The sequence below is a fragment of the Pantoea sp. Mhis genome, assembly GCF_009830015.1.
Map to the genome: position 1 here is coordinate 110,143 of NZ_SZZX01000002.1, position 14,153 is coordinate 124,295.

The 14,153-nt window shown below is 24.7% G+C and carries 7 protein-coding genes; 5 read left to right on the forward strand and 2 right to left on the reverse strand.

From position 1 onward, the window contains the following. Positions 1–2,521 precede the first annotated feature (2,521 nt). Positions 2,522–3,487, forward strand: coding sequence for a rhodanese-related sulfurtransferase (locus FD727_RS01305; protein ID WP_159938359.1), 966 nt, complete (start codon positions 2,522–2,524; stop codon positions 3,485–3,487). A gap of 410 nt (positions 3,488–3,897) precedes the next feature. Here FD727_RS01305 and pyrC read toward each other — a convergent pair whose 3' ends face one another. After that, positions 3,898–4,938: a dihydroorotase gene (gene pyrC, locus FD727_RS01310; protein WP_159938360.1), complete on the reverse strand. Its 1,041-nt coding sequence runs from the start codon at positions 4,936–4,938 to the stop codon at positions 3,898–3,900. Positions 4,939–5,674: 736 nt separating this feature from the next. Between pyrC and murJ the strand changes: the two genes are divergently transcribed. Further along, a complete protein-coding gene (gene murJ / locus FD727_RS01315) occupies positions 5,675–7,219 on the forward strand; it encodes a murein biosynthesis integral membrane protein MurJ (protein ID WP_159938361.1) in 1,545 nt (514 codons plus the stop codon). An 85-nt stretch (positions 7,220–7,304) separates the two neighbouring features. Here murJ and rne read toward each other — a convergent pair whose 3' ends face one another. Further along, positions 7,305–10,508, reverse strand: coding sequence for a ribonuclease E (gene rne / locus FD727_RS01320; RefSeq protein WP_159938362.1), 3,204 nt, complete (start codon positions 10,506–10,508; stop codon positions 7,305–7,307). 533 nt (positions 10,509–11,041) lie between these two features. Between rne and rluC the strand changes: the two genes are divergently transcribed. From rluC to FD727_RS01335, 3 genes are all read left to right on the forward strand, one after another. Beyond that, positions 11,042–11,995: a 23S rRNA pseudouridine(955/2504/2580) synthase RluC gene (rluC, locus tag FD727_RS01325; protein ID WP_159938363.1), complete on the forward strand. Its 954-nt coding sequence runs from the start codon at positions 11,042–11,044 to the stop codon at positions 11,993–11,995. 539 nt (positions 11,996–12,534) lie between these two features. Beyond that, positions 12,535–12,705, forward strand: a complete 171-nt coding sequence (gene rpmF, locus FD727_RS01330; protein WP_159938364.1) for a 50S ribosomal protein L32 — start codon at positions 12,535–12,537, stop codon at positions 12,703–12,705. 486 nt (positions 12,706–13,191) lie between these two features. Next, positions 13,192–14,145 carry a beta-ketoacyl-ACP synthase III gene (locus FD727_RS01335; RefSeq protein ID WP_159938365.1) on the forward strand — a complete coding sequence of 318 codons (954 nt, stop codon included), beginning with the start codon at positions 13,192–13,194 and terminating at the stop codon, positions 14,143–14,145. Positions 14,146–14,153 lie beyond the last annotated feature (8 nt).

Consider the following 14,153-nt stretch of genomic DNA (forward strand, 5'->3'; position numbering starts at 1 on the left):
GTTGTGATATCCATTAATGTTATTGAAATATTAGATAAAAACCGATGATAACAATAATATATTTAAAATTATTAGTTATAATATTGAAAAAATTTGATATCAGTAATGCAATATTTTTACCTCATACAATAGATATTAATTATTTATAATAATATTCTCATCATTTTATACATACAATAATCATACCACCAGCCTAGTTTTAGGCTATTTTAGAAAAATTTAAAATAAATATAGCAAGTAAATAATCTTAAAAAACTATTAAATAATAGTATTTAATATTCTTCAGATGAGATTAATTTGCGATGAAAATCATTAAACTATAATAATAATATAATTTAAGTAGTTATTATCAAGTTACTTATTATACTGCTTATTGTATTAATAATATTATCTTATTACTTAGATAATATTGGTTTTAAGGAAACTGTTCAATATTTCCTTCGACTGTACTGTAATCTACCTAGTACAAATTAATTATGTATTAGGTCATTTTTGTTTTCATTTCTAATTATATTAATTATTTATTATAGGTATTTTATGAATGTACTGAAATAACAAGTAACAATTACTTATTATTTTGATTAAGAATTACAAAATTAAAAGGAATATGCTTTATTATAAAGATTAAATTTATAATATGCTGCTATTGCATTGCTAGCATTTTTAAAATATTAATTTTAACCTATTGATATATTATAAATTATTTACAAAATAATATCTATATATAATCATTATAGATTAATAATTTGATAGCATTATTACAATAATTTTTGCTCTTAATGCTGTATTTTAGTAAGGATAACAATGTTATATTTATCTATATATAGATATTATTATATTGTGTTTTATTAATATATCTAGTGCAGTACTTTTCTTTAAAAGATATTGGTAATACTTATTTACATAACAAACGTAAAGTAGACCTATTGGTGGGATTTAAACTACTAACATATCTAAATAACTATTAATCAATAGATGCCATAAAAGAATATAATTCTAATTATCATTTGATGTACTAACTATTAACTAAATAAAAGCAATATAATAGCTATTATGAATAATGGCTTCAGTTGTCAAAATATTTATAACCAAACTAATATTACAAATATTTTCGTTTAAAACTATTAAAAATAGCGAGCTATAAGACCATTGTTATTGGTTATAATATCAATAATTAATCTAATACTATTGTTCATAACAATGATATGTTAATTTTAACTAAATAGTACATTTAAATTAATTAAGTTATAAGAAAATTAACCTAATATTTTATTCTATTTATAGATTGACACATACCTACTGTATATAAAGTAAATCAATTAACTTTAAAAACTAGTTGAATTATATATATGATTATAGCAAATAAAATGAATTTTGTTTTATTGTATTAGTGTTATTTGCTTTTTTATCAAAAAATAAAGTACTACTAATAATTAATTAATTTTATAAAAGTTACCAATAATTGTAGTAGTAAAAGTTAAATTCAATTGTATTAATCCTGATATATTATATATGAATGTTATTCAGATAAACATCTTATACAGTTGAATATATTATGTATTATATTTCTGTAGTAGACAAATAATAATAAATTTATTTAACTAGATCAATTTAAAATATTAATTTTCATTTTTTGCAATACATCTTCTATTTGTCTGACAAAAATAAAATATACAGAATAAAAATAACATCTTACTTATATTAAGTAAAATTTAATATTTATTTGTTTTCATAATTATATATATATTGACTTAATACATTTTAATAATTGTTTTTAATTTAGTACAAAATCTATTTTATAGCATATTTATATATGTTATACAATTATCAAATATAATTTGATATCATATAACATACAAATTATATGATATAAACATACTTAAATTTATTTTTAAGTAAGACTATTAATCAACTAATATATAATTATAATTAATAATTTAATTCTTTTACAATAGATATTGTATTATCTGTTTGATAATAATCTATAAAATAATAGAATTTAAAAATATAATAAAATTTACATTATTATTCTACTCCTACATAGGATGTAGCATCAAAACAATAATGAATTTTTAATAATCTTATTATTAAGATTATTACTTAATCAACTAAGTACTTTTAAAATTTGTTATAATAACATTACTTAAATTAATAAATGTTTTAAATATTAAATTTAATAAATTAATATTCATTAAATATGAAATCAATTTTTATTATATTTAAATAAATTTTATTTATTTTAAAGATAAACATTGTTAAATTACAAATAATATTATTATATACTTAAGTAAAGTTATTAAATATAGCTACTAATTTTTTTAAAAGTTAGTAACTATATGATTAAGTATCAATATGTAACGTTATAATTAATGTTTTCTAGATATATTGATATCGATAATATAAATCGAATGATTATATATCTATAAATGTGTGTAGATTAGGGCGAAAATTTAAAGAATAAAATCGTATATTTAGCAATTAAATATTTTTGATTGACAATCATCTCTCATAAAGGAATTATATGTCTATATTACATAACCGTATTTGTAACAAAGAACTTAAACAAAATGTATTGAAATCAGTAGATATTAAAGAACGTATTACAATTTCTTTTTATAAATATTTTCATATTACAGATCCTAGTTTATTTAGAGATGAACTCTATGTAATTTTAACCAAACTTAAAGTATTTGGTCGAATTTATATAGCGCATGAAGGTATCAATGCACAAATCAGTATATTACCGATTTTATATGAAAAATTTAAACAAATCTTATATTCTTTTCATCCAGAATTAAATAAAATAAGAATGAATATTGCTTTAAATGAAAATGGTATATCTTTTTGGGTATTACGTATGAAAGTACGTAAGCGTATTGTTGCTGATGGTATTAAAGACCATAATTTTAATGCAAGTAATGTAGGTATGTATCTTAATGCTAAAGAAGTTAACAGTATGCTAGATGATCCAGAAGTAATGTTTATTGATATGCGTAACCATTACGAATATGAAGTTGGGCATTTTGAAAATGCTATAAAAATTCCCAGCAATACATTTCGTGATCAATTACCTAAAGTTGTTAGCATGTTAAAAAAGCAAAAAGATAGAAAAATAGTAATGTATTGTACTGGAGGTATACGTTGTGAAAAAGCAAGTGCTTGGATGAAGCATAATGGTTTTAATAATGTTTACCATATTGAAGGTGGTATTATTGAATATACACGTCAAGCAATAAAACAGGGTTTATGTATCCGCTTTAAAGGTAAAAATTTTGTTTTTGATGGACGTATGGGAGAACGAGTTTCTAATGAAATTATCTCTAATTGTCATCAGTGTAATCTACCGTGTGATGATCACACTAATTGTATTAATGATCAATGTCATTCACTATTTATTCAATGTTCTAATTGCGCAAAACAATATCATAAATGCTGCTCTTTAACTTGTATGACAACAATAGGTTTATCTAATAAAAATATCATTTAATTTAAAAACATAGAAAGATGCATGAACATATTAAATAAATTTTGTGGTTATTAAATAGCCGTATTTAATATATTTAATTTATCAATAAATTCTTCAATCTAAATATTAAACATAACTAATATCAATACAGAGATATGCAATTTATATACATATAGGTATAAAATAATTAACGTTATTAAATATTAATCATTAATATTCAAAGAGTATCAAGAATAAGATACTCTTTATTGTAAGGCTCATAATCTTGCATTGTTAATACATTGTATAATTATAACTTTAAATTTTATGATAAATTATTTATAAATTTAAAAATATATATTTATATTACAATAAATAAATTTACATAATTAATGTAATTATATTCGTCAAATATAATTTTTTTTAAGATTTTTAATAATTTTAAGAATTAATTATGTGTCGAAACACCATTCAAGAATTTTACCTGCAAGAAACGGAACTAAGGTATTATTAGCTAGAGTATTTTTTACTTGATACGATCTACGTACTATAGTTAATGTTCCTTGATTTAAAGGTAAACCATAAAAATTTGGACCATTTTCTGAACAAAATTTTTCAAAATGCTGTAATGCATTTAATTCATTAAATACTGTTATATATGCTAAAAGTGAAATAGGTGCACTAAATATGCCAGGCTGACCACAGCTTGTTTCTTTCAAATGCCTTGGATGTGGTGCTGTATCTGTACCCAGAAAAATACGATTATTACCACTAGCTATTAACTTATGTAAAGCTTTTTGATGAATATTGCTTTTTAAAACAGGAGAACAATATAGATGAGGATGTAAACCATTTACTAGCATATCATTACGATTAAACATTAAATGATGAGGAGTAATAGTAGCACCTAAAAATTCATTACCTGAAGTTATATATTCCGCAGCTTCTTTAGTACTAATATGTTCCATAACAATTTTTAGTTCAGAAAATTGCCTTCTTAACGGTTCTAAAACAGTATCAATAAAACGTGCTTCACGATCAAAAATATCAACGTATGAATCAGTTACCTCAGAATGAATCAAAATTGGCATACCTATTTTTTGCATGCGTTCTAGTATATTAAAAATTAGATTAATATTTGTAACTCCATTATTAGAGTTTGTTGTAACATTAGCTGGATAAAGCTTAGCGGCAGTAAAAATATTATTATGGTAACCGGATTCAATTTCATTAGGATTTAGCGTGTCAGTTAAATAGCAAGTCATAAGTGGTGTAAACACATGATTAATTGGTAGTACAGATAAAATTCGATCACGATAAGCTATAGCTGCATTAATATTGGTAATTGGAGAAGATAAATTAGGCATAACCATGGCACGTGAATTTATTGAGCTAGTGTAAGGTAATACTTTTCTAAGTAAGGATCCATCACGGAGATGAACGTGCCAATCATCAGGACAACGAATAATAATGCGCTGAGGTTCTATTGACATTTTAAATAGCTCTAATTAACTTTTTAACATAAAAATTGTTATATGATATATAACATTAATTATTAATTAGGAAAATAATCTTTTTAAATATTTGTTCAATTCACTATTGAACTTAATATTAATTAATACTGATGTTTTAGTCATTGACTATTTTAATTATTTATAAAATTTCAATTATTGAACTAAAATATATTTTTATATTACTATTCAAATAGTTTTTATCTAATTTAAATAAATAACAAAATATATCAGATATATTTATTTTGCCTAAATTTTATTTACTAAAATTAGCTAGATAAACTTAGTAACAAAGAATTAAATTCTACTATAAAAAACTTACATGCAGATTTATATTTATATATAGATAATCTCTAAATTTTTATAAAAATTTATTTTATTTTATTAATATCTTTATAAAATTATTAATTGACTAATTAATAAAAAATTAATAATTTTAGAATTCTACTATTATTTACTTGTTATGTTCAATGATAAGTAACAATGTATTTATATACATCTATTTTTTTAAAAACATTCAATTTTCAAATAATTTACAATTATATAAATTATTGTAATGTAAGTACACATACTATGAAATAGTATTTGAAATACTATAGTAAAATATAGATTATTATACTGTGAAAATTTAGTTAAGAATATTATTATTAATAAAATATATAAAAAACTAAAATTTATATTTTGTTAAAAATCACTTCTGTAAGGTTTGCTAGATATTATGAATTTATTAAAATCGCTATTCGCGATTAGTACTATGACTTTATTATCTAGAATACTAGGTTTTACTCGTGATACAGTCGTAGCATATATCTTTGGTGCTGGAATAATGACAGATGCTTTCTTTATCGCTTTTAAATTACCTAATCTATTACGACGTATATTTGCTGAAGGTGCCTTAACTCAAGCTTTTATACCCATTCTTATTGAATATAAAAATAAGAAAGACAATGAAGCAACTCGTTTATTTATTGCTTACATTTCTGGTTTACTAACTTTAATACTTACTTTAATTACATTATTAGGAATAATTATTGCTCCTTGGATCATTATTATAACAGCTCCAGGTTTTATTAATAATCCAGATAAATTAGCAATAACTAGTAAATTATTACGTATTACTTGTCCTTATATATTACTTATCTCATTATCCTCACTTTCAGGAGCAATTCTTAATACTTGGAATCGCTTTTCAGTACCGGCATTTACTCCAGCATTCTTAAATATTAGCATAATTAATTTTGCATTATTTTTTACTTCATATTTTCATCCACCAATAATAGCACTAGCTTGGGCTGTTATAGTTGGTGGTATTTTACAACTTATCTATCAATTACCATATTTAAAAAGTATTGGAATGTTAGTATTACCACGTATTAATTTATATAATTCTAATGTGCGTAAAGTGATACATAATATGATTCCAGCTATTTTAGGAGTTTCTATTAATCAAGTTTCTTTAATAATAAATACGATTTTTGCTTCGTTTCTTATTTCAGGATCAATTTCTTGGTTATATTATGCAGATCGCTTGATAGAATTACCTTGTGGTGTTTTAGGTGCAGCAATTAGCACTATTTTACTTCCTTCGTTAGCTAAAAGCTTTTCTGATGGTAACTATAAGGAATATTCATATTTAATAGATTGGGGAATACGTCTTTGTTTTTTATTTGTTTTACCCAGTATGGTTGCTCTTGCTATTTTAGCAAAACCACTTACTGTTGTACTTTTTCAATATGGTAACTTTACCTCTTTAGATAGTTCAATGACTGAGAAAGCATTAATTGCTTATTCTATCGGTCTAATAGGATTAATTATGGTAAAAGTACTTGTTCCAGCATTTTATTCACAGCAAAACATTAAAACACCTGTAAAAATTGCTCTAATAACGTTTATATTAACTCAACTCATGAATTTTGTTTTCATTGGTCCATTTAAACATATTGGATTATCATTATCGATTAGTTTAGGAGCTTACTTCAATGCAGGTTTACTTTATTGGCAATTGCGCAAAAAAGGCATTTTAAAACTTCAATCAGGATGGAGTTTTTTTCTAATACAATTATTCATAGCAATAGTTGTGATGATAGCTATACTATTAATTATTTTACATATTATGCCATCATGGGAATTAGGAAATATGGGATCGAGACTATTGCGATTATTTATGGTATGTATTATAGGTGCTATCAGTTATTTTCTCACCTTAAATTTACTTGGTTTGCGTCTCAAAGATTTTTCCAATACAAATAAATATAGTTCATAACTAAATGTAAAGTAATTATCTTCCACTGTGAATTAAAACAGTGGAAGATTTAAAAAAAACTTTTTTAAAAAATATAAAAATAATATTAAATATCTACTAATACACTTTTAGTTTTAGTGACTGGAGCACTAGCTTGATTACTGGCACAGTGAGCTCCTGCAGGTCCTTTGTTTTTAAAATTCAATGTTTTTCTTATCCAAGTATTACTATGATTCAAGATTGATTTTGATTGATCAATCATAATTTCAGCCTTAGTCACTGGTGCAAAAGCATGACAATTTAAATACGTACCAATCTTATGGTTTGTAATGGTATTAAAATTCGACATAGGAAAATATACACTACATTTAGTACTGTTATCTTGATTGAACTTTACATTTTCAATTAATTTATTTCTTGGAAAAAAAATTCGAGTAGATTTCTGAATAATTTTTGTCAAATTATCATTGAATAATATTTGATTATCTTTATAAAAAGTATATTTAAAATTAATTAAAGACATTATTCTTTTTAGATCATATTGATCTAACGTAGAAAATATTACTGATTTTGGAGTAAATTCACTGTTAACTAAATTTGAATTATTATCATCTTTCATATTAGAATAAATTTGTCTAGATGTTTTTAATTGATTTAAATAATTAAATTTATTTTGTAAAATAATTGATGATTTATTTTTTGTAGAAAAAGTTATTTTTTTATTATTTTTTTTCTTTTGATAACATTTATTTAATTGACTTAAATATAATTTATTTTGTATTAGTGTTTCTTTTTGTTTTTTAAAAGATGGCCAAGTAATCCATATTTTTTCTGAAAGTACCTTTATTAATTCTGAATCGGATCTTAATGACATGATAAAATCTTTTAGATATTCTTTCTTTATTTTTTTTCTATGGATACGTAGATATATAGATAATTGTCGTGTTTGACAAGTGTTATAGATAAAATCCAAATTTTTTATCTTATTTTGATCTTCAATTGTTATTAAAGAACTTTTGTTGGATAGTAGTAAGTTAATATCGTTATTATATATTTGATAAATAAATAACCTATAATTTTTAATTATAGCATCGTTATTGTTAATATATACTCGATGTATTAATTCATCTTTTTTACAATATGTAAATATTGTTTTATATTCCATTTTTTTTGAAAAATAATGTTTATTCTTATTATTTTGTATGGTCTTGTTAATTATTTTCTCTTGTTGCTGAATATATGTTCTTTCTTTACGTTGGTAGATATGCTTAGTACATTGTATATATTGTAGGTATTGATGTTCTTTAGAGTGATGATATGTACTTTTTATTAAAACATTTGAATTTATTTGTCGCAATTTAATTTGATAATTGTATAATTTATTATTATTTTTTAATAAAATTAATTTAGATATTTCAAAGTTTTTTTTATTAAAAACGTATTTGTGATAAATATTACAATAATGCATTATATTTTTTTTTAACTTCTTATTTTCAATACATTTTACATCATTTTCAAATTTTATAGGTTTTTTTATATAAGAAACTTCATCAATAAAAAATTTTTTTAAATTATCTAATAATTTAGTTAAAAAATTAGTACTAATATTATTTGAGTTATCTAAATAAATTGATCTAGTATTATTTGGTGTTTGTTGAGCTAATTCTTTTTCGTTAGATATTTTCAATATCCTTGATTTAATATCTGAAGGTGAACATGTAGATGAAATAGATGATTCTGAATAACGACATGCTGCATATTTTTCTTCTAAAGAAGGTTCTATTTCTGTTTTATATAACTTTGGTAAATTATAGCTAAGAACAGTTTTATCTTCTCCTTTACGTACTCTAAATATAGAATAATGAGGTGTTTCCATTTGAATATTCGGCACTATAATAGCACGAACACCACCTTGGCGCTTTTCAATTGCATTAACTGCTTCTCGTTTTTCATTTAATAAATAGGAAGCAACTGACACTGGAACAATAGCGTGTACTTCTTTAGTATTATACTTTAGCGCTTCTTCTTCAATTAGACGTAAAATAGATAATGATAACGATGCATTATCACGGATAGTTCCAGTACCACCACATCGAGTGCATACATGGTATGTAGATTCACTTAAAGAAGGACTTAAACGTTGTCTTGACATTTCGAGTAGACCAAAACGTGAAATATGACTAATTTGAATACGAGCACGATCTTGATGTACAGCTTCACGAAGTCGATGTTCTATCGTACGTTGATTACGTATATATGTCATATCAATAAAATCAATTACAATTAAACCTCCAAGATCACGTAAACGTAATTGCCGAGCAATTTCTTCAGTTGCTTCTAAATTGATATTTAGAGCTGTTTCTTCGAGATCTCCACCACGAGTAGCACGTGCTGAATTAATATCAATTGCTGTAAGTGCTTCAGTACTATCAATAACAATTGAACCTCCAGATGGCAATTTTACTTCACGCTGAAAAGCAGATTCTATCTGCGATTCAATTTGAAAATAACTAAACAAAGGCACTTCCCCAGTATAAATTTTAATTTTTTTAATAAAATCTGGACGACCCAGTGCTGTAATATGTTCAAGAGCCATCTCAAATACCTTTGGATTATCAATAACAATTTCACCAATATCTTGACGTAAGTAATCTCTGAATGCACGGACTATAACGTTACTTTCTTGATAAATCAAAAATGGTGCTGGACGGTTTTCTGCAGCTTTTTTAATTGATTCCCAATGCTTTAAACGCAAGCTTAAATCCCATTGTAAAGACTCAGCTGACTTACCAATACCAGCAGTACGTACAATTAACCCCATACCATCTGGAAGCGTTAACACTGAAAGTATCTCTTTTATTTCATTACGATCTTCTCCTTCAATACGACGAGAAATACCTCCTGCACGTGGGTTATTAGGCATAAGTACTAAATAGCTACCAGCTAATGAAATAAAAGTAGTTAATGCTGCGCCTTTATTACCACGTTCTTCTTTATCAATTTGAACAATGAACTCTTGATTTTCATGTAAAATATCTTTAATACTAAAACGATTTTGTGCCTGATATGTATCAGGAAAATATTCTCTGGAAATTTCTTTTAGAGGAAGAAAACCATGACGTTCAGCACCATAATCAACAAATGCAGCTTCAAGACTTGGTTCAATACGTATAACTTTGCCTTTGTAAATATTAGATTTTTTTTGTTTATATCCAGATCTTTCGATATCCAGATCATATAAACGTTGTCCATCAACCAAGGCAACACGTAACTCTTCCTGCTGAGTTGCGTTAATTAACATTCTTTTCATGGTGACTTACTCGTTATTCTCACATAAGTGCTGATGCTGCGAGTGCCGTTACCCTAGACTATAATTAATCTATAGTGTTATGTCTGAGAAACTTTACAATCGACGGCAGATAAAATGGCATAAATCTTGTTGGTGGCTTATTTGCATATTATAAAATCTAATTTCTGATTTGAAGGTGAAAAGTTTTAAGAATATTTAGAAATCTAAATTTTCCAATCTATCTTCTCGCCGCAATTTGCAAGTTTGCTAATTAGCTAATTTTAATATTCTTTTATATATTTATATTTTTAACGAATTAACTTACTTTACCTACATAATGCTTTAAACTTCTTTATTTGAAAGATAAGTATTATTTTTTTTTGATAAATAATATAAAACATTAACTCTAATGAATTAAATTTATTTATTTTTGATTTATTAGCTATAAAATAATTATTTTTATTTTAAATAAAACCTAATGTAATAAGTAATCTACTAGATGTAGTAGAAATGAAAAAATGTTATTGTTTAACAACATCTTAGAACGAATTAATATGAAAATAATAAATTCTAATATACAATTTATTACTATCGAAAATAATAATAATGGTCAGCGAATTGATAATTTTTTATTATCATATCTAAAAGGTGTACCTAAAAGTATGATTTACCGTATAGTGAGAAAAGGAGCTGTACGAGTAAATAAAAAACGTATAAAACCACGATATAAATTAGAAAATGGAGATGTAATACGTATTCCTCCAATACGGATTGTTGAAAATTTAGTACATAAATATTTACCTAAACCTAATAAATTATCTGCTATAGCTAATCATATTTTATATGAAGATGATTATTTAATAATACTAAATAAGTATTCAGGTATAGCAGTACATGGTGGTAGTGGTGTTAGTTTTGGTGTGATTGAGAGTTTACGAATACTACGTTCAAAGTTGAACTTCCTTGAATTAATTCACCGTTTAGATCGTGATACTTCAGGTATTTTACTAATCGCAAAAAAAAGATCAGCACTACATTCATTAAATGAACAGTTACGTAACCAAACTGTACGTAAAGATTATTTAACGTTAGTAAGAGGTTTGTGGCCATCACATCTTACGTCAGTTCAAACATATTTATCACAAAACATTATAAAAAATTGCAAACAGAAAGTACAAGTTAGTAAGTTAGGTAAATTTTCAAAAACATATTTTAAAATAAAAGAAATTTTTGATTTTGCAACTTTGCTCAAAGTTACTCCAATTACTGGTCGTACACATCAAATTCGTGTACATGCATTACATACTGGACATCCTATTGCTTTTGACAATCGATACGGTGATCGTAATTTTGATCAAAAATTAATGCCAACTGGATTATCTAGATTATTTTTACATGCTGAGAATATTACTTTTGTACATCCAAGTAATGGAAAAACTATTTCAATACATGCCCCTTTAGATGAAGAATTGAAGCAATGTCTTTTACATTTAGCTAAAAAAAACTAATAGAATTTCTATTATAAAATATTTAATATAAAATAAAAATTTTATTTTGAACATATTATTGAAGTTGTTATCAATTAAATCAAAGATTTTCAATCTTTTAACATAAAGTAAAATGTATCATTATAACAATTTATTATTTTTTATAAATATAGATTAAAGTAATTGATTATTAATTTTATGAATTATTATATTTTTATTTTAAATAACAATATAAATTTAAATTAGATAGAAATCATTTATAGTCTTTAGAAGATAATAGTAATCTGCTAAATGCAATATTAAAACTAGATATATCTTTAATTTTACATTATAGAATTATAATATAATTTATTTAGATATATAAATTTTCAAGATTAAATATCTTGTATTGTATTATTGCAAATAATCCAAAATAAATATAATTTATGTTATATATTATTAATCTATTATGTTTAATAACATTAATTGAATAAATAATTAAATATAAATCGCCAGATGACAGTATAGTGAAAAAAATCATTTTTTTAGCTTTTACCTAATAAAAGGAGAGATATAGTCTTATGGCTGTACAAAAAAATAAAGTTACACGTTCTAAAAGAGGCATGCGTCGCTCGCATCATGCCTTGACTAATATAAATTTATCTTTAGATAAATTTTCAGGTGAAATACATTTACGTCATCATATTACTACAGATGGTTATTACCGAGGACATAAGATTTTTGTTAAATAGATTATATAATTAATTAGTAGTTTATTGTATTTTATTATCTTAATAAGTAAGACTAGCATTGTATTGTACATAAAAAGTTTATTGAATAAATAATTTTTTTGAAAACGTGATAATGTTTATTCATTGATATTTTGATTATAAAATAATTATCAATATTAATAGTTAATAATTAAACTATTGAATATAAAGAAAAACTATATCAATAGTAATAATAAAGTTTTTTACAACAAAGAATTGATTCAAATAAAAGTAAAACAACTAATTTAATTAGAGCAGTAAATTATAAAAGCATCATTTATTTATTTCTTAATAATATTTCAATATAAATTTATTGAATTTATATGAAGAAATAATTAAAAATTATACTGTATTGAATTAATATGTAATTATTATACTAATGAATCACTTAAATTAGGCACTAATATCTTAAATCATTATAAAGGTTGCTACGCGTCTGCTGTATTATCCAGGAGTAAAATAGCGTAGATGTTTACGAAAATTATTGCTACAGGTAGCTATTTGCCTGAAACAACTCTCTCAAATACTGACTTAGAAAAAATGGTGGATACTTCTAACGAATGGATTATTACTCGGACAGGAATTAGTGAACGACGGATTGCTGCGCCAGATGAAACAGTAGCTAGCATGGGGTTTATAGCTGCTAAACAAGCATTAGAAATGGCACATATAAATGCTAACAAGATAGATCTTATTATAGTAGCAACTAGTTCTTCCAGTCATGCATTTCCTAGTTCTGCATGCATAATTCAAAAAATGTTAAAAATTAATAATAGTATTGCTTTTGATTTAGCAGCAGCTTGTGCTGGGTTTATTTACGCCCTTAGCGTAGCTGATCAATATATTAAAAATGGTGCAGCAAAATATGTATTAGTAATAGGTTCTGACGTTTTAACACGTACGTTAAAACCCAATGATCGCAATACAATTATTTTGTTTGGCGATGGTGCTGGAGCAGTAGTACTTGCAGCAAGTAAAAAACCTGGTATTTTTTCTACCCATCTGCATGCTGATGGTCGTTATGGTAATCTACTTACATTACCCTATCAAGATAGAATTCATCGAGATAAACCTACATATCTTACTATGATTGGTAATGAAGTTTTTAAAATAGCTATCTCTGAGTTAGTACATATTGTTGATGAAGCTTTACAAGCCAATAATCTTCAACGAGAAATGTTAGATTGGTTAGTTCCGCATCAAGCGAATTTACGTATTATTATTGCTACTGCTAAAAAACTCGGCCTTAATATGAATAAAGTAGTAGTAACGCTCAATCGTCATGGCAACACTTCTGCAGCATCTGTCCCAAGTGCTTTAGATGAAGCAGTTCGTGACGGTCGCATCAAAAAAGGACAGTTAATCTTATTAGAAGCCTTTGGTGGCGGTTTTACTTGGGGGTCTGCATTAATTAGATTTTAATCAATAGG

Bases quoted from the DNA above. Each gene is read 5' to 3' on its own strand.
- FD727_RS01305 (WP_159938359.1), top strand. From the start codon at position 2,522: ATGTCTATATTACATAACCGTATTTGTAACAAAGAACTTAAACAAAAT.
- pyrC (WP_159938360.1), bottom strand. From the start codon at position 4,938: ATGTCAATAGAACCTCAGCGCATTATTATTCGTTGTCCTGATGATTGG.
- murJ (WP_159938361.1), top strand. From the start codon at position 5,675: ATGAATTTATTAAAATCGCTATTCGCGATTAGTACTATGACTTTATTA.
- rne (WP_159938362.1), bottom strand. From the start codon at position 10,508: ATGAAAAGAATGTTAATTAACGCAACTCAGCAGGAAGAGTTACGTGTT.
- rluC (WP_159938363.1), top strand. From the start codon at position 11,042: ATGAAAATAATAAATTCTAATATACAATTTATTACTATCGAAAATAAT.
- rpmF (WP_159938364.1), top strand. From the start codon at position 12,535: ATGGCTGTACAAAAAAATAAAGTTACACGTTCTAAAAGAGGCATGCGT.
- FD727_RS01335 (WP_159938365.1), top strand. From the start codon at position 13,192: ATGTTTACGAAAATTATTGCTACAGGTAGCTATTTGCCTGAAACAACT.